This is a genomic window from Streptomyces vietnamensis, assembly GCF_000830005.1.
Taxonomy (GTDB): Bacteria; Actinomycetota; Actinomycetes; order Streptomycetales; family Streptomycetaceae; genus Streptomyces; species Streptomyces vietnamensis.
This window is the reverse complement of record NZ_CP010407.1, coordinates 4,675,943-4,699,424: the sequence shown is the minus strand read 5'-3', so window position 1 is coordinate 4,699,424 and position 23,482 is coordinate 4,675,943. Positions and strand designations below refer to the sequence as shown.

The window sequence follows — 23,482 nt, the reverse complement described above, 5'->3', positions numbered from 1 at the left end:
AACGGTTCGTCAGGCGCTCATGGCCGGGACACAGGTCTTGGCCGGTCGCACACAGGCGACGGGGTCCTCGGCCGCGGGCATCGACGACAGATGGTCGGCCTCGGAGTCGGCGGGGCGCCGGCGGAAGATGCTGTGCAGGATCATGCTGAACACGGCCGTCCCGTCGGCGGCCACGAGCGTGCACCGCGGCTTGACGGTGCCGGTGGCGGGATTGAACGGCGACGGGGTGGAGCCGAGGATCTCGACGCGCGCGGTGAGGACGTCGCCCGGGCGGACGGGCCGCAGGTAGCGGACCTCGTCGATGCCGGGCGAGCCCGTACAGGCGCTGTAGGCGAGCAGTCCGTCGACGTAGCGGCGCATGAACATCGCCTGGGTGTGGAACCCGCTCGCGATCAGACCGCCGAACGGGGAGTCCTTCGCGAGCTCGGGGTCCGTGTGGAAGGGCTGCGGGTCGAAGCGCCTGCCGAACTCCAGCACCTCCTCCGCCGTGACGGTGACGGTGCCCAGCTCGTGGACGTCGCCGGGCCGGAAGTCCTCGAAGTAGCGCATCACGCGCCCCCCTTGACCTAGGAGTCAACGTTTCCTGGCATCACCCAATCTACGAATCGACCATTTATTTTGTCAACCCAAAAGAGGGGCCCTGGGGGCCCCTCATCCCAGTGCTTGCTGTAGGTCCTCCCACAGGTCCTCGACGTCCTCGATCCCCACCGACATCCGCACGAGCCCGGGAGCGATCCCCGCGGCCGCCAACTCGCCCTCGTCCAGCTCGCGATGGGAGGTGGACGCGGGATGCGCGACGAGCGTCTCCACGCCGCCGAGCGACAGCGCGAGCTTCGCGAGCCGTACGCGTTCGATGAAGGCGCGGCCTGCCTCCCGGCCCCCGGCGAGCTCGAAGGAGAGCAGCCCGCCGCCGCCGGCGAGGACCTTCCGGGCGGTGTCGTACGAGGGATGGCCGGCGCGCCACGGGTAGTGGACGGCCGTGACGCCGGCGCGGGTCGCGAGCAGCTCGGCGAGGGCGGCGGCGTTGGCGCAGTGCTCGCGCATCCGCAGCGGCAGGGTGGGGATCCCGCGCAGGGTGAGCCAGGCCGCGAACGGGTCGGCGCAGGCGCCGAGTTCGACCGTGCGGGGCCAGACCCGGCGGAGCAGGGCGTCGTCCGCGAAGACGGCGGCGCCGCCGAGGACGTCGGAGTGCCCGGAGAGGTACTTGGTGGTGGAGTGCACGACGACGTCGGCGCCGAGCTCCAGGGGGCGGCACAGGACGGGCGAGGCGAGCGAGTTGTCGACCAGGCTCGTCACCCCGAGGGCGCGGGCGGCGGCGAGGAGGCCGGGCAGGTCGGGGACCTGGCCGGTGGGGTTGGCGATCGTCTCCAGGACGAGGAGCCGGGTGGCGGGGTGGACGGCGGCGGCCTCGAACTCGGCCGGGTCGTCGCCGGACATCCGTACGACCTCGATGCCGTACCGCTCGGCCAGATCCGCCAGGACCGCGTGCGTCCCCCCGTACAGGCAGCGCTGGGCGACCACCCGGTCGCCGGGCTTGAGCAGGGCGAGGAGCACGCCGCTGATGGCGCCCATCCCCGAGGCGAAGGCGATGGCCCCCTCGCCCCCCTCCAGGCCCGCGAGGGTCTGCTCCAGGGCCCGTACGGTCGGGTTGCCGCGGCGGCTGTAGACGTACCGCCCGTCGGGGTCGGCCATCGCGTCGGCGAGCTCGGCGGCGGAGTCGAAGGCGAAGGCGGAGGACTGCACGATGGGCACGGAGAGCGGCCGACCACCGCTGGGGAAAGGATCGTTGACGACGTGCACGGCGCGGGTGTTCAGCTCCACGGGGATTCCTTCCTGAGTACGGAACCTGAGTACGGAAAAGGGGCCGCCCGACGTCCGGTGGTACGGACATCGGGCGGCCCCTTCTGTCTTCGGGTCAGGCTGCGACCTTCTCGCCCTGCGGCGCGGGGGCGGCGGCCTCGGCCGCGACCGCCTTGTCGCCCTTCATGACGAGGAGGGTGACGACACCGCCGACGGCGGCGATGATCGCGGCGCCGATGAAGGCGGACGAGAAGCCGTCCGTCAGCTTCGGCAGGTTGCCGAGCTCGTTGGCGCCCTGGGACATGGCGACGGCGGTGAGCGCGGCGAGGCCGAGCGCGGAGCCGACGTTGTAGGTGGTGTTGACGATGCCGGAGGCGAGGCCCGCCTGCTCCTGCGGGGCGTTGGCCATCGCGCTCATCATCGTCGGGATGTAGGCGAGGGACATGCCGAGCGCGGCGACCAGCGAGGCCGGCAGGACGTCGACCAGGAAGGTGCCGGTGGGCTCGACGGCGGAGAGCCAGACCAGACCGGCCGCGAGGACCAGCAGACCGCCGGCGATGAGCGGCTTGGCGCCGACCTTCATCATGAGCCGGGCCGTGATGGCCGTCATGAAGATCATGAGGAGCACGGTCATCGGGAGGAGCGCGGCACCGGACTCGAAGGCGCCGTAGCCGAGGACCTGCTGGAGGTACAGGTTGAGGAAGTACCACATCGGGATCCACGCGGCGCCGAGCAGCGTCATCGCCAGGTTGGCCGAGCCGAGGCGCGGGACCCGCCAGACGCTGAGCGGCATGAGGGGCTCGCGGATGCTCTTCTGGATCACGAAGAAGAGGATCAGGAGGACGACGGCGCCGGCCAGCTCCAGGATCGTGGCGGTGGCGCCCCAGCCGACCTCGGGGGCACGGACGACGGCGAAGACGGCGAGCGCGAGACCGGCGGTGACGGCGACGGCGCCGAGGATGTCGACGGAGCCGCGGCGGGACTCGACGTTCGGGAGAAGCTTGGTCGCGGCGAGGGTCGCGAGGCCGATCGGGATGTAGATGATGAAGACCCACTGCCAGCTCACCCACTCGGTGAAGACACCACCGAGGAAGACGCCCGCGGTACCGCCGGCGGGAGCGGCGGCGCCGTAGAGCGCCATCGCCTTGCCGAGCTCCTTCGGGTCGTGCATGAAGAGCATCATCAGCAGGGTCATCGCGGAGGGCGCGATCAGCGCGCCGCCGACGCCCTGGACGGCGCGGCCGACGATCTCGACCCAGGCGGTCTGCGCGGCGGCGGCCACGACCGAACCGGCGATCATGACGGCCCAGCCGGAGACGAAGATCTTGCGGGCTCCGACGAGGTCGGAGAGGCGTCCGCCGAGGAGCAGCAGACCGCCGAAGACGATCACGTAGGCGTTGAAGATCCACTGGAGCTCGCTCTGCGAGAAGCCCAGGTCCTTCTGCATCTCGGGGAGCGCGACCCCGATGATCGAGGTGTCCATGATGACCATGAACTGAGCGGCCGCGAGCACGACAAGTGCCCACCAGCGCCGGGGATTGACGGTTGACATTGCCCTGACCCTTCACTCGCTGCTGCATACCCCTAGGGGGTACCTGTGCGGAGCACCGTAGCATACCCATGGGGGGTATGTAAGGGTGAGATGAGAGCGCGTGGGAAGCGTCGCCTCCGCGCTTGCGGCGACGCGCGGGAAGCACCCCCTCCGCACCCCCGGCCGGGCAGAATGCCCCCATGACCGCCGACCAGGACCCCGCCCTGCTCCAGCGCTGGAACACCACCCTGCTCGCCGCCCGCTCCGGCCGCGAGGGCCCCGACCCCGCCCCGTACGGCCGGAACCTGCTGTCCCGCTGGGCCGAACCGCAGCGCCGCTACCACACGGTCGACCACCTCCGGGCGGTCCTGGACCGCATCGACGAGCTCGCCGACCAGGGCGGGGAGGGCGGCGAGCTGGAGCTCGTACGGCTCGCCGCCTGGTTCCACGACGCCGTCTACCGCCCGGACCGCTCGGAGAACGAGGAACGCTCGGCGGCCCTGGCCGAGAAGGCCCTCACCGAGGCGGGCCTCACCCCGCGCGAGGTGACCGAGGTGGCCCGCCTGGTCCGCCTCACCACCAGCCACGACCCGGCTGCCGGCGACCTCAACGGCGAGACCCTCTGCGACGCGGACCTCGCGATCCTGGCCACCGACCCCGATACGTACGGGGGGTATGCGGCCGCGGTCCGCGAGGAGTACGCCTTCGTCCCCGAGCCCGCCTTCCGCGAAGGCCGCGCCGCGGTCCTCCGCCACCTCCTCGGCCTCCCCCGCCTCTTCCGTACGCCGTACGGGGCGGCCGTCTGGGAGGAGAAGGCACGGGCGAACATGGAACGGGAGCTGGCGGAACTGACGACGGGACCGGCGGGCGAGGGCTGAGCCGGCGGCGGGACCGGCGGGCGAGGGCCGAGCCCGCGACGGCACCGGCGGGCGAGGGCCGAGAGCAACCGGAGGCCCGCCCTTAGAATGGCCGTCGTGACCGACAACACTCAGCAGCAGACAGCGCCGACCCCCGAACTGCCGACCCAGTACGCGCCGGCCGAGGTAGAGGGGCCGCTGTACGAGCGCTGGGTAGAGCGCGGGTACTTCGAGGCGGACGCGAAGAGCGACAAGCCGGCGTACACCATCGTCATCCCGCCGCCGAACGTCACCGGCTCCCTCCACCTCGGCCACGCCTTCGAGCACACGCTGATCGACGCCCTCACCCGCCGCAAGCGCATGCAGGGCTTCGAGACGCTGTGGCAGCCCGGCATGGACCACGCCGGCATCGCCACCCAGAACGTCGTCGAGCGCGAGCTCGCCAAGGAGGGCAAGTCCCGCCACGACCTGGGCCGCGAGGCCTTCGTCGAGCGCGTCTGGGAGTGGAAGGCCGAGTCCGGCGGGCAGATCGCCGGCCAGATGCGGCGCCTCGGCGAGGGCCTGGCCTGGAGCCGGGACCGCTTCACCATGGACGAGGGCCTGTCCCGCGCCGTCCAGACCGTCTTCAAGAAGATGTTCGACGACGGTCTGATCTACCGCGCCGAGCGCATCATCAACTGGTGCCCGCGCTGTCTGACGGCCATCTCCGACATCGAGGTCGACTACCAGGACGACGACGGCGAGCTCGTCTCCATGAAGTACGGCGAGGGCGAGGACACCATCGTCGTCGCGACGACCCGCGCGGAGACGATGCTCGGCGACACCGCCGTCGCCGTCCACCCGGACGACGAGCGGTACGCCCACCTGATCGGCAAGCGGATCAAGCTGCCGCTGACCGACCGTACGATCCCGGTCGTCGCCGACACGCACGTCGACCCGGAGTTCGGCACCGGCGCCGTCAAGGTGACCCCGGCGCACGACCCGAACGACTTCGCCATCGGCCAGCGCCACGACCTCGAGTCCATCGAGGTCCTCGACGAGCGCGGCGTCATCACCGTCCACGGCCCCTTCCAGGGCCTGGACCGCTTCGAGGCCCGCTCCGCGATCGTCGCCGCCCTGCGCGCCGAGGGCCGGATCGTCGCCGAGAAGCGCCCGTACGTCCACTCCGTCGGCCACTGCTCGCGCTGCAAGACGACGCTGGAACCGCGCCTGTCGATGCAGTGGTGGGTCAAGGTCGAGACGCTCGCCAAGGCCGCCGGCGACGCGGTCCGCGACGGCCGGGTCAACATCCACCCGGCCGACATGTCGCAGCGGTACTTCGACTGGGTCGACAACCTCAACGACTGGTGCATCTCGCGCCAGCTGTGGTGGGGCCACCGCATCCCCGTCTGGCACGGCCCCGACGGCGAGCTGGTCTGCGTCGGCCCCGACGAGGAGCCGCCGACGGGCGAGGGCTGGACCCAGGACACCGACGTCCTCGACACCTGGTTCTCGTCCGGCCTGTGGCCGTTCTCGACGCTCGGCTGGCCCGAGCAGACCCCTGACCTGGAGAAGTTCTACCCGAACTCCGTCCTGGTCACCGGCTACGACCTGATGTTCTTCTGGGTCGCCCGCATGATGATGTTCGGCCTGTACGCGATGGACGGGCAGCCGCCGTTCCACACGATCGCGTTCCACGGCATGGTCCGCGACGAGTTCGGCAAGAAGATGTCGAAGTCGTTCGGGAACACGGTCAACCCGCTGGACTGGATGGACAAGTACGGCTCCGACGCCCTGCGCTTCACCCTGGCCAAGGGCGCCAACCCGGGCGTCGACGTCCCGATCGGCGAGGACTGGGTCCAGGCGTCCCGGAACTTCGCCAACAAGATCTGGAACGCGACCCGCTTCGCCATGATGAACGGCGCCACGGTCGAGGGCCCGCTGCCGGACGCCTCCGCGATGTCGGCGACCGACCGCTGGATCCTGTCCCGCCTGAACAAGGTCGTCGCCGAGGCGGACGCCTTCTACGACGACTACCAGTTCGCCAAGCTCGCCGACGCCCTCTACCACTTCGCGTGGGACGAGGTCTTCGACTGGTACGTCGAGCTGTCGAAGACCACGTTCTTCGAGGGCGGCGAGCAGGCCAAGGTCTCGGCGCGCGTCCTGGGCGAGGTCCTCGACGTCACCCTGCGGCTGCTCCACCCGATCGTCCCGTTCGTCACGGACACCCTGTGGACGACGCTGACGGGCCGCGAGTCGGTCGTCATCGCGGAGTGGCCGAAGGACAGTGGCTTCCGCGACGAGGCCGCCGAGCGCGAGATCGAGCTCGTCCAGCAGGTCGTCACCGAGGTCCGCCGCTTCCGCTCCGACCAGGGCCTCCAGCCCGGCCAGAAGGTCCCGGCCCGCCTGGAGCTGACCGGCACCGCGCTCGCCCCGCACGAGGCGGCCATCCGCCAGCTGCTGCGCCTCCAGCCGGAGGGCGAGGGCTTCGCCGCCACCGCCACCCTGCCGGTCGCCGGTGCCACCGTCGCGCTCGACCTCTCGGGCACGATCGACGTGGCCGCCGAGCGCAAGCGGCTCACGAAGGACCTCGCGGCGGCCGAGAAGGAGAAGGCCCAGGCCGAGGGCAAGCTCGGCAACGAGGCGTTCCTGGCGAAGGCCCCCGACAACGTCGTGGACAAGATCAAGGGCCGGCTCGCCAAGGCGGACGAGGACATCGCCCGCATCCAGGCCCAGCTGGACAAGCTGCCGCAGGCGTAGCCCGTACGACGAAGGGGCCCGGAACCGTCACGCACGGTTCCGGGCCCCTTCGGGTTCACCAGGGCGGCGGCCGTCTCGGATCCCGAGAAGTCCGACGATCCCGGAATGACAGGCACAAACCGCAGGTTGACGCATGTCATGCCGTCTCCCTCAGCCGAGCACACGACCACCGCCCCCGCGACCATCCCCGAGCCCCGCACCCGCATGCCCCTGGCCGTCTACATCCTCGGCCTGTCGGTCTTCGCGCTCGGCACGAGCGAGTTCATGCTCTCCGGGCTCCTGCCGCCCATAGCGGAGGACATGAACGTCTCCATCCCCCGCGCCGGACTGCTCATCTCCGCCTTCGCGATCGGCATGGTCGTCGGCGCGCCGCTGCTCGCCGTGGCGACGCTCCGCCTCCCCCGCAAGACGACCCTCGTCACGCTCATCACCGTCTTCGGCCTCGGCCAGATCGCCGGCGCGCTGGCCCCGAACTACGCCGTCCTCTTCGCCTCGCGCGTGGTGAGCGCGCTCGCCTGCGCGGGCTTCTGGGCGGTCGGCGCGGCCGTCGCCATCGCGATGGTCCCGGTCGGCTCGCGCGCCAAGGCGATGGCGGTCATGATCGGCGGCCTGTCCATCGCCAACGTCCTCGGCGTCCCGGCGGGCGCGTTCCTCGGCGAGCACCTCGGCTGGCGGTCGGCGTTCTGGGCGGTCGGCGCGGCCTCCGCGATCGCGCTGATCGGCGTCGTCACCCGCATCCCGCACCTCCCGCTCCCCGAGACCAAGCCCCGCCTGAAGCGGGAGCTGGCCATCTACCGCGACCGCCAGGTCCTCCTCGCCGTCACGATCACCGCGCTCGCGGCGGGCGGCGTGTTCTGCGCCTTCTCCTACCTCGCCCCGCTCCTCACCGACGTCTCCGGCCTCGACGAGAGCTGGGTCTCGGCCGTCCTCGGCCTCTTCGGCATCGGTGCCCTGGTCGGTACGACGATCGGCGGCCGCGTGGCGGACGCCCACCTCTTCGGCGTACTGCTCAGCGGCATCGCCGCGTCGACCGTCTTCCTGATCGCCCTGGCCCTCCTGGCGCCCAGCCCGATCGCGACGATCCTCCTGACCTTCCTCCTCGGCGTCTCCGCCTTCTACACGGCCCCGGCCCTCAACGCCCGCATGTTCAACGTCGCCGGCGCCGCCCCCACCCTCGCGGGCGCCACCACCACCGCCGCCTTCAACCTCGGCAACACCGGCGGCCCCTGGCTCGGCGGCACCGTCATCGACGCCGACCTCGGCTACGCCTCCACGGCCTGGGCGGGCGCCGCCATGACGGCCCTGGGCCTGGCCACGGCAGCGGTCGCCCTCAAGCTCCACAAGTCCACGTCCCGCGTGGTCACTTCGGGCACGCCCCAGAAGAAGGAACAGCCCGCCGAAGCACCCTGCTGAGGACGGGGCGGCCCGCCGGAGGAGACCGTGCTCGTCAGGGTCGGCCGAAATCGGATGCGGGTCGCCACCGCGCCGCCTAGGGTGGCGCGGTGCCGACGCGGATGATCATTCTCAACGGCGGGTCCAGCTCGGGGAAGTCCGGGATCGTACGGTGCCTGCAGGCCGTCCTTCCGGAACCGTGGCTGGCCTTCGGGGTCGACTCGTTCATCGACGCGCTGCCCGCGAAGATGCAGGACTCCGACGGCGGGATCGTCTTCGACGCCGTCGGCGGGGTCAGCGTCGGCGCCGGGTTCCGGGCCCTCGAGGCCGCCTGGGCCGGAGGGCTCGTGGCGATGGCCCGGGCCGGCGCCAGGATCGTCGTCGACGACGTGTTCCTCGGCGGGGCCGCCTCCCAGCAGCGCTGGCGCGAGGCCCTCGGCGACCTGCCCGTGCTGTGGGTCGGCGTCCGGTGCGACAGCGCGGTCGCCGAGGGCAGGGAGATCGCCCGGGGCGACCGGACCGTCGGCATGGCGGCACAGCAGGCGCTGATCGTGCACGAGGGCGTGGAGTACGACATCGAGGTGGACACCACGCGCGCCGAGTCCCTGGAGTGCGCCCGCGCCATCGCCGACAAGCTCGGCTGAGACCCGCAGCCTCGGCCGGGACTCACAGCCTCGGCCGGGACTCACAGCACGGGCCCGGCTCGCCCGGCGCTCAGGCGACCGGCCTTCCCTTCGGCCGCCGCAGTCCCGCCTCCGTGAGGTGTCGGAGCAGTTCCTTCGAGCCGACCTCGATCGCGCCCGCCGCCACCGCGTCCCCGTACCGGTCGGAGGGGATGTCGTAGTGGTCCCGCTCGAAGGCGCGCGGCGGGGCGCCGATCGAGGCGGCGAAGGCGTGCAGCTCCTCGAAGGAGACGTCGCTGACCAGGTGCGACCACATGCGGCCATGGCCCGGCCAGGTCGGCGGGTCGATGTAGAGGGTCACGTCAGGCCGCCCACGGGGGCCACCACCACGCCCTGCTTGCCGCAGACCCAGTGCGGGTCCGGGCCGAGTTCCGGCTCCACGTCGAGGGCGTGCGGGTCGCCCGAGGCGCAGACCGGGCAGAGCGGCCAGCGTCCGTACCGTTCGAGCAGGGCGTCCTGCACGTCCTGGGCGACGAGCCCGGCGACGTACGACACCCCCTCGGGCCACTGCTCGACCCACCAGCGTCGGTGGGTCACCGCGTCCTCCACCATCGACACGACCTCTGCGGCGGCCACCTCCCGGGCCACCAGGTCGGCCAGCACCAGCGCGCGGGCGGCGTGCAGCGCCTGCTCCACGGGGTCGATGTCGTCCATGGAGTCATTGTCACCCGAGCAGGGGGAAGGGCGAAGGTCCCCTCCGGATCCGGGGCCGAAGAAGACCCACGGGGTCTTGCCGCCCCCGTCCGCGCGAAAGTATCTTTCACGTGTGACCAATGACGTGAAGGAAAGTTTCACCAGCGGCGCGCCGCCCGCCCCCGCCGCCCTCGCCGCCAAGGTGCGCACCCTCGCGCCGTCCATGACCCGCTCCATGCAGCGGGTCGCCGAGGCCGTCGCCGGAGACCCGGCCGGCTGCGCCGCCCTCACGGTCACCGGCCTCGCCGAGCTCACCGGCACCAGCGAGGCGACCGTCGTCCGCACCGCCCGGCTCCTCGGCTACCCCGGCTACCGCGACCTGCGCCTCGCCCTCGCCGGCCTCGCCGCCCAGCAGCAGTCCGGCCGCGCCCCGGCCGTCACCGCCGACATCGCCGTCGACGACCCGATCGCCGACGTCGTCGCCAAGCTGGCCTACGACGAGCAGCAGACCCTCGCCGACACCGCCGCCGGACTCGACACCGTCCAGCTCGGCGCCGCCGTCGCCGCCCTCGCCACCGCCCGCCGCATCGACATCTACGGCATCGGCGCCTCCGGCCTCGTCGCCCAGGACCTCGGCCAGAAACTGCTCCGGATCGGGCTGATCGCGCACGCCCACAGCGACCCGCACCTCGCCGTCACCAACGCCGTGCAGCTCCGCTCCGGCGACGTCGCCATCGCCATCACCCACTCCGGCTCCACCGGCGACGTCATAGAACCCCTCCGGGTGGCCTTCGACCACGGCGCGACGACGGTCGCGATCACCGGCCGCCCGGACGGCCCCGTCACCCAGTACGCCGACCACGTACTGACCACCTCCACCGCCCGCGAGAGCGAGCTGCGCCCCGCGGCCATGTCGTCCCGCACCAGCCAACTCCTGGTCGTGGACTGCCTGTTCACCTGCGTCACGCAGCGCACGTACGAGACGGCGGCCCCTGCCCTGGCCGCCTCGTACGAGGCCCTCGCCCACCGCCACTCGCCCCGCACCCGCTGAGCCGGTCGCCCACCGCCACTCGCCCGCACCCGCCGAGCCTCCCCTGACCACAGGCGCCGACGACGCCGCCGTACCGAAAGAGCCCCCGTGTCCACCTCGTACTCCGAACTCCGCGCCCAGCTGGCCACCCTCACCACCGAGGCCTTCCGCCCCGAGCTCGCCGAGATCGACCGGCTGCCCACCCTGGACATCGCCCGCACCATGAACGGCGAGGACCGGACCGTCCCCGAGGCCGTCGCCCGGCAGCTCCCCGCGATCGCCGCCGCCATCGACGCCACCGCCGAGCGGATGGCCCGCGGCGGGCGCCTCGTCTACATGGGCGCCGGCACCGCGGGCCGCCTCGGCGTCCTCGACGCCAGCGAGTGCCCGCCCACCTTCAACACCGACCCCTCGCAGGTCGTCGGCCTCATCGCGGGCGGCCCGTCCGCCATGGTCAAGGCCGTCGAGGGCGCCGAGGACTCCGAGGAACTCGCGGTGGCCGACCTGACCGCCCTCGGGCTCACCGCCGACGACACCGTCGTCGGCATCTCCGCCTCCGGCCGCACCCCGTACGCCGTCGGCGCCGTCGAACACGCCCGCGCCCACGGCGCCCTGACCATCGGCCTCTCCTGCAACGAGGACAGCGCGCTCGCCGCCGCCGCCGAGCACGGCATCGAGGTCGTGACGGGCCCCGAACTCCTCACCGGATCCACCCGGTTGAAGGCGGGCACGGCGCAGAAGCTGGTCCTCAACATGATCTCGACCATCACGATGATCCGCCTCGGCAAGACCTACGGAAACCTGATGGTCGACGTCCGCGCCTCCAACGACAAGCTCCAGGCCCGCTCGCGGCGGATCGTCGCCCTCGCCACCGGCGCGCCCGACGAGCAGATCGAGACGGCGCTCGCCGCCGCCGACGGCGAGGTGAAGACCGCGATCCTGATGATCCTCGCCGACGTCGACGCCAAGACCGCCGACCAGCGGCTGACCGCGTCCAAGGGACACCTGCGCACGGCGCTCCACGCGTAGGCCGTCACTTGCAGAGGACGTCCTCCGCCGGCCGCACGCCCTCCGTCAGGAAGCGGGTCACCGTGCGGTCGCCGCAGGCGTTCCCGTTGCCGAGGTAGACCGCGTGGCCGCCCTTGTCGACCGAGACGAGGCGTGCCCGGCCGCCGAAGGCCTCGCGCATCTTGAGGCCGGCGGAGTGCGGGGTCGACGGGTCGCGCAGGTTCTGGATCATGAGCACGTTGGACGGGCCCCGGTCGGTGATCCGGGTCGGCCTCTCCACCGCGCCGCCCTTCCAGAAGGCGCAGGGCGTGATGTTCGCGGGCATGCCCGCGGTCAGCGGGTACCGCGTCCGGTCGGCGGCGACGGCCCGCTCGTACGCCGGTACGGAACGGGGCCAGTCCACGTCGTTGCAGATCACGCCCACGCTGACGGTCGCCGCCTCGTCGGGCATGGGCCCGGCCAGCTCGGGCGGCAGCACGGGGACGCCCGCCGGGTCGAGGGCCTGGGACACGAGGCGGGCGAAGGCGGGGAAGGAGGCGTCGGAGTAGAGGGCCTGCTGGAGGGCCTGGCGCAGGACGGTGCCGTTCAGCGGTACGCCGGGGGTGGCCGAGGCGCGCGGCTCACGATCGAGCCGGGCGGCGAGGTCGAGGAACAACGGCCGTACGTCCTCCGGGCGTTCGGCGAGCCGCAGGCCCTCCGGGCGCGCCGGGTCGGACGCCCAGGCGGCGAAGTCGGGGAAACGGTCCTCGGCGCCGCGCGCCATGCCCGCGAGCCAGCCCTGCGCGACGTGCTTCGGGTCGGGGTCGGCGCTGCTGTCGAGGACCCAACGATCGGTGCGCTCCGGGAACTTCTGGGCGTACACGGCGGCCACGTACGTCCCGTACGAGACGGCCCACGCGGACAGCTTCCGCTCGCCGAGCGCCTGCCGCAGCCGGTCGAGGTCCCGGACCTGATTGGCCGTGGTGAGGCCGCGGACCATCGCACCACCGTTCCGCGCACAGGCCTCGGCCATCCGGCGGGAGCGGGCCACGTTCTCGCCGATGCCGCCGTCGGCGGCGGGCCAGGACCGCAGGGTCACCAGGCGCCGGTCGTCCTCGTCGAAGCCGCACCGGGCCTTGGCGGAACCGCCGACCCCGCGCGGGTCGAAGGCGACGAGGTCGTACGCGCCGTCCATCTCCTTCGCGAGGGCGGCCCCCTTCTGCCCGAGCCGCTGCACACCGGAGCTCCCCGGACCGCCGGGGATCACCATGAGCGTGCCGCGCCGCGCCTCGGGCCGGGTGCTGCGCAGCCGGGCGACGGCGAGGCCGATCTGCTCGCCGTCGGGGTCGGCGTAGTCGAGGGGGACGGGGAGCGTGGCGCACTGCTGCCCGGGCAGCGGCTTCACGGCGGGGTCGCAGTCGTGCCACTCGAGCCCGGCGGCTGCGGCGGCGGCCGGGGTGACCGCACCCCCGACGAGTCCGGCACCGGCCACGGCGGCGACGGAGAGAGCGAGCATCAGGGCCTTGCGTCCACGGTTCGTTGTCATGCGCACAGCCTCGCGGACACGCCTTCCGGCCCCCATCCGGCAGGCGGGCGGATCGGGGGTGGGGCCAACCCCCGCACACCCGGGCGGAATTGCGACCCACCCCGTCGTGGGCCCGGGAGGGCAATCCGCTGGCGCCGCCCCCTCCCCCGGGAGATCATCCCCGCCATGACCACAACCACGAATGCCCCCCACGCCTCCGCCTCCGGCACCTGGGCCCTCGGCGGTGACCTCGCCGTCAACCGCGTCGGGTTCGGTGCCATGCGGCTGCCCCAGCGCGGCGAGGCGCTCGTCGCGAACGCCGTGCCGAGGGACCGCGACCGCGCGATAGCCGTACTCCGCAAGGCGGTCGACCTCGGCGTCAACCACATCGACACGGCCGCCTTCTACTTCTCGCCGCTGCGCTCCGCGAACGAGCTGATCAACAGCGCCCTCGGCGGTCCCTACCCCGACGACCTCGTCATCACCACCAAGGTCGGCCCGGCCCGGGACGCCTCCGGTGCCTGGAGCGAGCACGCCCACACCCCCGCCGCGCTGCGCGCCCAGGTCGAGGAGAACCTGCGGCAGCTCGGCCGCGACCACCTCGACGTCGTCAACCTCCGTGTCGTCGGCACCGATTCGGTCGCCGAGCGCTTCGGCGCGCTCGCCGAGCTCCGCGAGGCGGGCCTCATCCGCCACCTCGGCCTCTCCAACATCACCCCGGCGCACCTCGCCGAGGCACGGGAGATCGCGCCGGTGGTCTGCGTGCAGAACATGTACGGGATCGGAGTCCGCCCCGAGTACGACGGGTTCGTCCGCCACTGCGGCGAACAGGGCATCGCGTTCGTGCCCTTCTACGCGATCGCCGCCGCCGGACGCGAGACGGGGGCGACCGCCCCGGAGAGCGAGGAGGTCCTCGCCGTCGCCGCGGCCCACGACGCCACCCCCGCCCAGGTCCGCATCGCCTGGACCCTCCACCAGGGCCCCCACCTCCTCGCCATCCCCGGCACCGGCGACCCCGCCCACCTGACCGCCAACGTCGCCGCCGGAGCCCTCCGTCTCACCCCCGAGGAGCTGGAGCTCCTCGACCGCGTCCACCGGAAGGCCGAGGCCTAGACTCCGCCCCATGACGACCGCTCCGAAGTCCCTCGCCTCCGACCTCGCCCCCACCGGCACCCTCCGCGCCTCGATCAACCTCGGGAACCCCGTGCTCGCCCAGGGCACTCCCGAGGCGCCGGCCGGGATCACCGTGGACCTGGCGCGGGAGATCGCGGCCCGGCTCGGCGTCGGCGTCGAGCTGCTCTGCTTCGACGCTGCGCGGAAGTCCTTCGACGCGATGGCGGACGGCCGGGCGGACCTCTGCTTCCTCGCCGTGGACCCGGCCCGGGAGACGGAGGTCGCGTTCACCGCCCCGTACGTCGTCATCGAGGGCGTGTACGCCGTGCCGCGCGACTCGGCGCTCCGTACCGTCGAGGAGGTGGACGCGCCGGGCGTGCGCATCGGGGTCAAGAAGGGCTCCGCCTACGACCTGTTCCTGTCGCGGAACCTCGCCCACGCGACCGTGGTGCGCGGCGAGGAGGGCGTCGACACGTTCCGGGCCGAGGGCCTGGAGGTGGGTGCGGGCATCCGTCAGCCGCTCACCGCGTACGCCGCCGCGCACCCGGACGTGCGGCTGATCGAGGGCCGGTTCATGGAGATCCGGCAGGCCGTCGGGACGACGGTCGGCCGCCGTCCCGAGACCGTCGCGTTCCTCCGCGACACGATCGAGGAGTTGAAGGCGAACGGCTTCGTCGCGGAGTCGCTGCGGCGCTCGGGGCAGGACGAGGAGCTGGTGGCCCCGCGGGCCTGAACGCCCGAGGCACCGGCCGCACCGAATGCCCGAGGGCCCGGCCGCGCGGTGCGGCCGGGCCCTCGGGGGTGCGTGCGGGGTGCGGGGTGCGGGTCAGTACAGCCCCTTGAAGGTGCTCCACCCACTGCCGATGGCCACCCGGGTCCCGTACGCCCCGGTCCCGGTGCCGCTGTAGCGCCACAGCTTCCCGGCGGTGTCGCGGGCCAGGAGGTCGGCGCGGCCGTCCCCGGACAGGTCGCCGACGCCGACGAGCGAGGAGTACCCGCCCCAGCCGGAGCCGACCTTCGCGCGCGTGGTGACGCCGCCGGTCGCGGTGCCGTAGTACCGCCAGAGCACGCCCGAGGCGTCCACGCCGAGGAGGTCGCCGCGGCCGTCGCCGTTGAGGTCGCCGGCGCCGACGAGCTTCTTGTACAGCTTCCAATTGGCGCCGATCTTCACCCGGGCCTTGACCCGGTGGTCGGCGGTGCCGCCGTAGAAGTACACGTCACCGGTGGACGCCTGGCGGACCACCAGGTCGGCGTATCCGTCGCCGTTCACGTCGCCGGAGGACGTGATCACGTCGTACTGTCCCCAGCCGGAGCCGACGAGCGTGTACGGCGAGGAGGCCGAGACGACCTTCCCGCAGCCGGGCCGGTAGGCGCGCAGCTGGTCGCCCACGCGCGCGTAGACGTCGGCGCACCGGTCGCCGTTCAGGTCGCCCGTCGGGACGAGGACGGACGAGGTCGCGAACTTCGTCCCCGTACCGGCGATCCGGGCCGACAGCGCGCCCGTGCCCGTGCCCCGGTACATCGACACGAGCCCGGTCGTGTCCATCACCAGCAGATCCCCGTACGCGTCGTCCCCGGCGAGGTCCCGCCAGACGGCGGCGCCGCCGGTCACGGACAGGGTCCCGGACTGGACGAGGTCGGCGCCCTGGCCGTCGGCCGGCTTCAGCGTCAGGGTCCAGGTGTGGGCGCCGTTCCCTACGAGCTTCCCGGTCGCGTCCTTCCCGTCCCAGACGGGCGCGGCGACGCCACGGCCCTCACCGGTGAGGGTGCGGACGGTCGCGCCGGTCGCCTTGCGCTTGAGTACGAGCGACCACTTCACGGGCTTGGACAGGGTCCACCGCGGCTTCCAGGTGGTGGACTTCAGGTTCACGGACGCCGGTACGGCCGAGTCGAGGACGGTCACACGGCTGGTCGGGCCGCCGAGGCCGACCACGTGGATCTTCTGCTGGGGGTCGATGAACGCGAGGCCGCCGCCGAAGCGGTCGATCGTCCAGTTCTGGCCGTTGTTGCTGATGTCGCCGCCGAGGGTTCCGACGGCACGGGTGACGGGCGCGCCGGAGCGGACGTCGACCACGCTCAGCCGGTCGTCCTCGGCGCCGTTGGACTCGGTGTAGGCGATGAAGCCGTCACCCAGCGACGGCCGGGCGTACGGGGACACCTGGAAGCGGACCGAGGTCTTCTTCTCGCTGTCGTACACGACGGTGGACGTGCTGTCCTGGCACCGGGCGTAGATCCACTTGCCGACGACCTCGAAGTCGAAGGTGCCGCAGTCCGTTCCGAGGTCCACCGTCGCGACGGTGGATCCGGTGCGCAGGTCGACGGCCGAGACGGTGTCGTTCGCCGTCGAAGCGGTCCAGAGCCAGGTGCCCCACAGGGACTGGTTCGTGTTCGCGGAGACCGAGAGGACCTTGCCGGTCTCGATGTCCGCGACGACCGACTTGGCTTCGTAGTTCTCGGTGGCCATGAAGTGCACGTAGCGGCCGGAGGCGTTGTAGAACCGGGCGGGCTTGAGCCTGCGCGTGGTGTCCAGCGTGATCTTGCGGGTGGTCGCGCCCGGCCCGGCCGGCGCCACGTACACCGTCGGGACGCACCAGCTGCAGGGCGCCTCCCCGCGGAACGGCGGAAGGTCGTCCGCGCCGAGCGTGACCAGGCGGCCGTCCCCGGTGTCGGCCCAACGGGCGCCGACGATCCCCGGACCGGCGGGCTCGGCACACGGCGAGGTGCCCGGGGTCACAGCGCAGCTCCAGACCGAGGCGGCCGTGCGCGGCTCGGTGAGGGCCACGTCGTATCCCTGGAGGCCGCGGTAGACGTCCGTCTGCTCGGTCGTGACCCGGCCGTTCGCGACGGTCAGACCCCACCGCGAGACCGGCTTCGGCGGAGTGTTCAGGACCTGCGCGGTGACGGGCGCGCCGGCCGCGTCGAGGGTGACCTTCCGGACGCCCCAGTGGGTGGAGTCGGTGCCGCCCACGAAGTAGGGGGTGCCGTCCGTGCCGACCCGGAGCTCGGAGTCCCCGGCGACGAGGACGCCCAGGTCACGGGTCGCGCCCGTGGCGAGCGCGGTGGCCTTGAGCGGACCCGATTCGTAGGTGCTGTAGGCGCCCACGAGCCAGCCGCCGGCAAAGGCGAGACGGTCCTGCCTTGCGTCGGTGCTCGGCAGCTTGACCGTGGTGGCCGGACCCGCGGGCGTGGCACGGGGCACGACAAGCGCCTCCGTCATGCCGTACGCGCCGTAGAGGGCGATGCGGTCGGCGCTGAGCGCCGCCTTCAGGCCGAAGGGGACACCGGCCGCGGGCTCGGCGAGCGGGACGAGCGTGGCGGCGGCGAAGTCGACGAGCCCGACGCCGTAACCACCGGATGCCCGGGTGTACATGACGACGGCACCGTTGGTGTCGAAGGCCAGGACCTCGGGGTCCTGGGTGATCTTCTCGGTCGTCGTGACGTCGACGTCCGCCGGGGCGCCCTCGCCGTACCCCGGAAGGTGCAGGGTCACGGCGCCGTCGGCGTCCTTGCTGTAGCTGAGCAGACGGTCCGTGCCGAAGGCCCGCAGCCAGATCTGGCCCGCGGGACGCGGGCGGGTCACGGTGACGCCGGTGGTCCAGTCGTGGATCGTGGCGTCCTGGGTGCCCTGGTGGTATTCGAGGCACGCGAACCGGTCGCCGTGGAACGCCATCCTGTCGGTGGAGTCGCAGGCCTGGTGGTACGCGACCGGGCCACCCGCGAAGCTCTGCCAGCGCATACCCTTGGCGGGGTCGGGGTCGGAGGCCTGGAGACCGGTGCCCGCGCCGAAGACGGCCTGGGGCGGCGGAGTGACGCTCGGCGGCGCGGCGATCGTCACTTCGTACGGCGCGTCGGACGCCGCCACGGCGGACGGCGCGACGGCCGTCAGGCCGGTGATGCCAAGGGCCGTGCTCAGTGCGAGCGCGACGACTCTTCGGACGGACAAGTCCCTGTGTCCCCTCGTACGGGTGTGAAGACGGGTACGACGGGGGGAGGGCAGGCGTGACGGGCAGGACGGCAGGGCGGAACGGGCCGCGCGGCCGGAGGCCGGCGGGACCCCCCCTGTCGGCAGACGGATCGTACATTCACGCGAGCCGTGAGTTCCGAAAGTTTCCCGGCCTGCGCCCGAGAAGGCCCCTCCCCGCCCCTGGGGGCGCCCGCCGTGCCCCTCGCGCGCCGATTCCGCCCCAGGGCCCCGCCCTTCACCGACGAGCCCCGCAGACACCCGCACAGGAGATCGCCACACCGCCCCTGACCTGGGCTTTTACCCCAACTCCCCGTATTCTTGGGGGACTCGGAGGGGAGATCCACATGCACGAGACCGCCCGCACCATCCGCAGCATCGACGACGTACTCACCCTGCTCGACGGCCTGTTCTCGCCCGGCGCCGACCGGTGGACCGAGGGCGGGGCCGACTGGTGGGACGGGTTCTACGCGGACCGGGACAAGCCGGTGCCGTTCTTCGTCGCGAAGCCCGACGAGAACCTCGTGTCGTACGTCGAGCAGGGCCTGCTCCCGGCCGGCGGCAAGGTCCTCGACCTCGGCTGCGGGCCCGGCCGGAACTCCCTGCACCTCGCGTCCCTCGGCTTCGAGGTGACCGGCGTCGACCTCTCGCCCACCGCCATCGCCTGGGCGGAGGAACGGGCCGCCGCGTCAGACGCGAACGTCCGGTTCGTGTGCGGGGACGCCTTCACCGCCGCGCTCGACGGGCCGTACGACCTGATCTACGACTCCGGCTGCTTCCACCACCTGCCCCCGCACCGCCGCGTCAGCTACCTCGCCCTCCTCGACCGCGCCCTCGCCCCCGGCGGCCACTTCGCGCTCACCACGTTCGCGGCCGGCGAGGGCGGCATGGGCTCCGAACTCCCGGACGCCGACTTCTACCGCGACGGCAAGCTGCACGGCGGGCTCGCGTACACCGACGCCTCGCTCCGCGCGATCTTCTCCGACCTGACAGAGATCGAGCTCCGCCGCATGCGCGCTCGATCCGCCGAATCCCCGACCTTCGGCGAGTCCTTCCTCTGGACGGCCCTCTTCCGCCGCTGACCCCGCCGCTGACCCTGTCGCTGACCCTGTCGGTGACCCGCCGGGGGCTCAGCGCACCCCCGCACTCGCACTCACCGCATCCCCGCCAGGTGCTCCGCCAGCCGGTCGTACTGCTCCCTCACCCCCGTCTCCATGCCCGCCGCCAGCGCCTGGTCCCTGATCTCGTTCGAGGGCCAGAAGGAGGTGCTGGTCAGGGCCGTACCGCCGTCGGGGGTCGCGTCGAAGGTGAGGGTCACGCGGACCGGCTCGGCGTCCGGCATCTGCTCGAAGACCTCCGTGTAGTCGAGCCGTTCCACCGGGACGACGTCCTCGTACCTGCCGGAGAAGACGATCTCCTGGCCGTCGGGCCCGGTCTGGCCCCAGCGCCAGGCGCCGCCCGCCCGCAGGTCGATGTCGACGACGGAGGTGGTCAGTCCGGCCGCCCCGTACCACTCCCGTACGTGCTCGGGCCGCGTCCAGGCCTCCCAGACGCGGTCCGGCGGGGCGTCGAAGGTGCGGGTGATGACCAGTTCGCGGTCGGCCGGCGTCGTCAGGAGGGTGACCATCGCTCCGATTCCCTTCACGAAGGGCCCATTCCAGGATCACCCCGGCGCCCCGCCCCGGCATCCCCGTAAAGGGAATGAACATGTTCAACAGGTGAGCGCTAAAGTTCTGCCACGCGGCCGCCCGGCTGAGGGCGTGACCGCGATCTCAGACCTGTGGGGGGTCCCTTTGCCGCGCTCAACGCGCAGGCTTCCGCACGCCTTCGTCCGTGCGGCCGCCGTCTTCGCCCTCTCGGCGGGTGTCATCACGCCCGCCGTCATCCACGCCCCGGCCGCGCACGCGGACTGGCCGGCCACGACCGGCAGCACGCTGGACGACGGGCGCTACCGCCTGGCGCTGCCCGCGAGCGCGCTCTGGATCAAGGTCAGCGTGCTGGCCTCCACCGCCCCGGACGCCGCCGTCCTGGCCTCCACCGAGGCGCTCACCTCGGACAACTACGCCTGGAAAACGGACGCGCCGATCGTCCTCCCCGAGGGCACCGCGCTCGGGAACTACCCGGTCCGGGTCGACTACCGGCTGCCCGGGGAGACCACCAAGCAGTGGTCCGGCACCTACTCCTACCAGCCGCACGTCGGTGTCTCCTCCGTCTCCTGGGACCGCGACACCACCAGCTACGACCGGCGACAGGCCGTGCTCTCCGGCACGACCACCCTCTGGAACCCGGCCACCGGCGCCCGCACCACCGCCCCCGAGGGCACCAAGGTGCAGGTGATGCTGAACATCGACGGCGGAACCCGCACCATGACCGCCACCGCCACCACGCTCGCGGACGGCACCTTCTCCCTGCCGCTGACCCCGAACTCCGAGGTCAACGACGGCACCGCGACCGTCCTCACCACCGGCACGGACAACGACCCGGACGACCCGGCCCGGATCCAGCACCTGGGCATCGAGCCGCTCGTCTACCGGATCGCCTCCGACCTGAACAAGTACCGCGTGCTCGCCGGTACGAACGTGCAGGTCACCGGCCACGTGGAGCGATACGTCGACGGCACCTGGAAGCCCTTCGCCGGAGCCCCCGTCGTCGCAACCGGCACCGAACCGGGGTACTACGACCGGACGGCGGTGAACGTACTGGGCGGCGCCGCCTCCTCCGCGACCGGCACCTTCAGCTTCCCCGCGAAGGCCCAGTACAGCACCGACTTCGTCTACACGACCCTGCGGCCCTCGGTGTACTTCCAGGGCAGCAACCACGTGTACGACAAGACCGACATCGCCGTCCCGCAGCAGTTCTCGTACTCCTCGTACGCGATCACCCTCGACGAGTACCGGACCGTCACCGCCAAGGGCCGGATCGGCACCGGATCCGGATACTGCGAGCCCGCCCAGCCGGTGCAGCTCCAGGCCTCCCTGGACGGCGGACACACCTGGCGCACCCTCCGCTCCGGCGGGACCGACGCCTACTGCAACTACACCCTCGCCACCACGGGCTACGAGAGCGCGCTGTACCGCGTCCACCACCCGGAGACGAACGAGTTCGTCGCCAAGACCGGCACGGCCCTGAAGCGGGCCCGCACGTTCACCCGCTTCTCCGCCTTCACCATCAGCCCCACCCAGCCCGTGGTCAACGGCAAGATGACCGTCTCCGGCACCGTCCAGCGCAAGGTCGGCGGCGTCTGGAAGCCGCTCGGCGGAGTCACGCTGACCCTGCTCTACAAGCCCAAGGGCGAGACCCAGTGGTACTGGGTGACCAAGACCCTCACCACCAACAGCTACGGCAACTTCAGCTACCGCGCCACCGCCTACGGCGACGGCTCCTGGGCGCTCTACCTCAACACCACGGGCAGCTACTTCTACAGCCAGACGAATGCGAAGTACATCGATGCGCGCTGACCTCCGCCTCTCCCTGACGGCGGCCGTCGCGGCCGTGGCACTGGCCGCGTCGACCGCCCCCGCCCTCGCCGAGGGCACCCCGACCGTCGGCATCGGCCGGGCGGTCACCGACGACGCCCAGCGCGGCATCTTCCAGGTGACCGCCTGGACCGACGCGCCGCAGGCCAAGGTCACCGCCGTCTCGGCCCGGATCCGGCAGGGCGACACCGTCCTCGCCGACATCCCGTCGCTCACCCCGGGACCCGTCTGGGACCCGAGGCTCGCCAACACCTTCCGGCTGCCCGACGAGGCCACGCTGAAGCTCGTCGAGGACGGCGGCACCATCCCGGCCCTCGGCACGTACTCCATCGACGTCACCGCCACCGACTCGCTCGGCAACAAGCTCACCCGCACCGACGCCGGACAGCTCGACTTCCGGCTGCGCCCGGCGATGCCCGCCTTCAGCCTCAGCAAGCCCACCTACACCGACCGCAACACCTACCCCTCCGGCACCCTCGTCGGGATCCAGCCCGGATCCGGGGACGCGGTGCCGCTGGAGGGCCGCTCGGTCTCCTACCGGCTGGTCCCCAGGGAGACCGCCCCCACGGCCCAGGCCGTCACCGACGCGACCGGCCGGTTCAAGGGCGAGGCGTACCCGATCACCAGCGAGGACCTCGGCAGCTACAGCAACGTCTGGGCGTCCTTCTCGGAGGACACCGCCGAGGTCCACGGCTCCGTCGAGACGCCCCACAGCGTCTACGAATGGGTGCCGCGCAAGGTGACCGTCACGGCCACCGCCGACAAGAAGCGGGCGCTCAACGGCACGACCGTCACCATCAGCGGCCGGATGACCGACCCGGCGGCCGGGAACGCGCCGGTCGCGAACGAACCCGTCCGGGTGCGCATCGGCGCCCCCCAGTACGGGATCGGCACGCCCGTGACCGTCTCCACGGGGGCGGACGGCCGCTTCAGCGCGAAGCTCGTCGCCGCCTCGGGCGGGGAGGCGGGCGGCTGGACGGTCGAATCCCCGGACCGGTACCTGAACTTCGAATCGGTCTACGGGCCGCTCGCCATCCCCAAGGAGTCCCGCACCGACCTCACGTCCATCGGCCTCTCCGCCGACGGCCGGGTCACGGTCACCGGCACCTTCCGCGCCATGTACGGAGGGGAGACGTCCATCATGGGGGCGCAGTACATCCAGCTGGAACAGTCCGTCGACGGCGGCTGGAAGAAGATCGCCACGACGAGCGTGAGCGACTCGTACTACAACGCGTTCACGCTCAAGGCCGCGAGCCGCGGCGGCTGGTTCCGGGTCCGGCACCTGACCAGCGACCAGTTCGCGGAGTCCGGCTCCGGGTCCTTCCGGCTCGCCCGCAACGACACCCGGATCGTCTCCCTGAACGCCGGCCCCGAGCCGGTCGCCAAGGGCGGGTACGTGACCGCGACCGGCGGGCTCCAGCACTACTGGGACGGGGCCTGGCGGGCGTACGGGAACGCTCCGGTCGTCCTGCAGTTCCAGGCGAAGGGCTCGACGACCTGGAAGACCGTGGCCTCCGGTCGCTCCAGCTCCGCCGGAAAGGTCTCCCTGAAGGCGAGGGCGAGCGCCGACGGCAGCTGGCGGATCTACTGCTTCGGCGACTACCGGCACTTCAACTCCCCGGCCTCGGCCGGCGGGGACTACGTCGACGTGCGCTGATCGGCGCCCCTGATCAGCGTCACTGATCGGCGCCCCTGATCAGCGTCACTGAGAAACGCCCGAGGGCGGCACCCCCTGGTGGGGGTGCCGCCCTCGTT

The 23,482-nt window shown here is 72.3% G+C and carries 19 protein-coding genes; 11 read left to right on the top strand and 8 right to left on the bottom strand.

Annotated features, from left to right (window positions below; translation table 11 throughout):
* Nucleotides 1–9: 9 nt before the first annotated feature.
* The 3 genes from SVTN_RS21090 to SVTN_RS21080 form a co-directional block, all read right to left on the bottom strand.
* On the bottom strand, nucleotides 10–549 hold the full coding sequence (locus tag SVTN_RS21090) for a MaoC family dehydratase (RefSeq protein WP_041130499.1): 540 nt from the start codon (nucleotides 547–549) through the stop codon (nucleotides 10–12).
* A 102-nt stretch (nucleotides 550–651) separates the two neighbouring features.
* Nucleotides 652–1,821 carry a trans-sulfuration enzyme family protein gene (locus SVTN_RS21085; protein ID WP_041130498.1) on the bottom strand — a complete coding sequence of 390 codons (1,170 nt, stop codon included), beginning with the start codon at nucleotides 1,819–1,821 and terminating at the stop codon, nucleotides 652–654.
* 94 nt (nucleotides 1,822–1,915) lie between these two features.
* Complete coding sequence (locus SVTN_RS21080) at nucleotides 1,916–3,352, bottom strand: MFS transporter (RefSeq protein WP_041130497.1); 1,437 nt, start codon at nucleotides 3,350–3,352, stop codon at nucleotides 1,916–1,918.
* A 179-nt stretch (nucleotides 3,353–3,531) separates the two neighbouring features.
* Between SVTN_RS21080 and SVTN_RS21075 the strand changes: the two genes are divergently transcribed.
* The 4 genes from SVTN_RS21075 to cpt all read left to right on the top strand — a co-directional run bounded on the left by SVTN_RS21075 (nucleotide 3,532) and on the right by cpt (nucleotide 8,963).
* Nucleotides 3,532–4,209 carry an HD domain-containing protein gene (locus tag SVTN_RS21075; RefSeq protein ID WP_041130496.1) on the top strand — a complete coding sequence of 226 codons (678 nt, stop codon included), beginning with the start codon at nucleotides 3,532–3,534 and terminating at the stop codon, nucleotides 4,207–4,209.
* Between the two features lie 96 nt (nucleotides 4,210–4,305).
* Nucleotides 4,306–6,927, top strand: coding sequence for a valine--tRNA ligase (locus SVTN_RS21070; protein ID WP_041134106.1), 2,622 nt, complete (start codon nucleotides 4,306–4,308; stop codon nucleotides 6,925–6,927).
* A 204-nt stretch (nucleotides 6,928–7,131) separates the two neighbouring features.
* Complete coding sequence (locus tag SVTN_RS21065) at nucleotides 7,132–8,340, top strand: Cmx/CmrA family chloramphenicol efflux MFS transporter (protein WP_052499703.1); 1,209 nt, start codon at nucleotides 7,132–7,134, stop codon at nucleotides 8,338–8,340.
* Nucleotides 8,341–8,441: 101 nt separating this feature from the next.
* A complete protein-coding gene (cpt, locus tag SVTN_RS21060; RefSeq protein WP_041130494.1) occupies nucleotides 8,442–8,963 on the top strand; it encodes a chloramphenicol phosphotransferase CPT in 522 nt (173 codons plus the stop codon).
* Nucleotides 8,964–9,033: 70 nt separating this feature from the next.
* Here cpt and SVTN_RS21055 read toward each other — a convergent pair whose 3' ends face one another.
* Nucleotides 9,034–9,303 carry a DUF4031 domain-containing protein gene (locus SVTN_RS21055; protein WP_041130493.1) on the bottom strand — a complete coding sequence of 90 codons (270 nt, stop codon included), beginning with the start codon at nucleotides 9,301–9,303 and terminating at the stop codon, nucleotides 9,034–9,036.
* Nucleotides 9,300–9,656, bottom strand: a complete 357-nt coding sequence (locus SVTN_RS21050; RefSeq protein WP_041130492.1) for a hypothetical protein — start codon at nucleotides 9,654–9,656, stop codon at nucleotides 9,300–9,302. The genes SVTN_RS21055 and SVTN_RS21050 overlap by 4 nt, the downstream gene beginning before the upstream one ends.
* A 112-nt stretch (nucleotides 9,657–9,768) precedes the next feature.
* Between SVTN_RS21050 and SVTN_RS21045 the strand changes: the two genes are divergently transcribed.
* Nucleotides 9,769–10,686 carry a MurR/RpiR family transcriptional regulator gene (locus tag SVTN_RS21045; RefSeq protein WP_041130491.1) on the top strand — a complete coding sequence of 306 codons (918 nt, stop codon included), beginning with the start codon at nucleotides 9,769–9,771 and terminating at the stop codon, nucleotides 10,684–10,686.
* Between the two features lie 87 nt (nucleotides 10,687–10,773).
* On the top strand, nucleotides 10,774–11,694 hold the full coding sequence (gene murQ / locus SVTN_RS21040) for an N-acetylmuramic acid 6-phosphate etherase (protein ID WP_041130490.1): 921 nt from the start codon (nucleotides 10,774–10,776) through the stop codon (nucleotides 11,692–11,694).
* Nucleotides 11,695–11,698: 4 nt separating this feature from the next.
* Here the strand turns inward: murQ and SVTN_RS21035 are convergent, their stop codons facing one another.
* Nucleotides 11,699–13,198 (bottom strand): alpha/beta hydrolase, encoded by a 1,500-nt coding sequence (locus SVTN_RS21035; RefSeq protein ID WP_078908433.1) that lies wholly within the window; start codon nucleotides 13,196–13,198, stop codon nucleotides 11,699–11,701.
* A 165-nt stretch (nucleotides 13,199–13,363) separates the two neighbouring features.
* On the opposite strand from SVTN_RS21035, the gene SVTN_RS21030 reads away from it, so the two are divergent.
* Nucleotides 13,364–14,290 (top strand): aldo/keto reductase, encoded by a 927-nt coding sequence (locus tag SVTN_RS21030; protein WP_041130488.1) that lies wholly within the window; start codon nucleotides 13,364–13,366, stop codon nucleotides 14,288–14,290.
* A 10-nt stretch (nucleotides 14,291–14,300) separates the two neighbouring features.
* Nucleotides 14,301–15,023 carry a transporter substrate-binding domain-containing protein gene (locus SVTN_RS21025; RefSeq protein WP_041130487.1) on the top strand — a complete coding sequence of 241 codons (723 nt, stop codon included), beginning with the start codon at nucleotides 14,301–14,303 and terminating at the stop codon, nucleotides 15,021–15,023.
* 93 nt (nucleotides 15,024–15,116) lie between these two features.
* Here SVTN_RS21025 and SVTN_RS21020 read toward each other — a convergent pair whose 3' ends face one another.
* Nucleotides 15,117–18,233 (bottom strand): FG-GAP repeat domain-containing protein, encoded by a 3,117-nt coding sequence (locus tag SVTN_RS21020; protein WP_052499229.1) that lies wholly within the window; start codon nucleotides 18,231–18,233, stop codon nucleotides 15,117–15,119.
* A gap of 365 nt (nucleotides 18,234–18,598) precedes the next feature.
* Here SVTN_RS21020 and SVTN_RS21015 point away from each other — a divergent pair, with 365 nt between their 5' ends.
* On the top strand, nucleotides 18,599–19,333 hold the full coding sequence (locus SVTN_RS21015; RefSeq protein WP_041130486.1) for a class I SAM-dependent methyltransferase: 735 nt from the start codon (nucleotides 18,599–18,601) through the stop codon (nucleotides 19,331–19,333).
* A 71-nt stretch (nucleotides 19,334–19,404) separates the two neighbouring features.
* Here the strand turns inward: SVTN_RS21015 and SVTN_RS21010 are convergent, their stop codons facing one another.
* On the bottom strand, nucleotides 19,405–19,896 hold the full coding sequence (locus tag SVTN_RS21010; protein WP_245727604.1) for an SRPBCC domain-containing protein: 492 nt from the start codon (nucleotides 19,894–19,896) through the stop codon (nucleotides 19,405–19,407).
* Between the two features lie 148 nt (nucleotides 19,897–20,044).
* Here SVTN_RS21010 and SVTN_RS21005 point away from each other — a divergent pair, with 148 nt between their 5' ends.
* Nucleotides 20,045–21,709, top strand: a complete 1,665-nt coding sequence (locus SVTN_RS21005; RefSeq protein ID WP_041130484.1) for a hypothetical protein — start codon at nucleotides 20,045–20,047, stop codon at nucleotides 21,707–21,709.
* A complete protein-coding gene (locus SVTN_RS41085) occupies nucleotides 21,699–23,384 on the top strand; it encodes a hypothetical protein (RefSeq protein ID WP_052499228.1) in 1,686 nt (561 codons plus the stop codon). The genes SVTN_RS21005 and SVTN_RS41085 overlap by 11 nt, the downstream gene beginning before the upstream one ends.
* The last annotated feature ends 98 nt before the right edge of the window (nucleotides 23,385–23,482 follow it).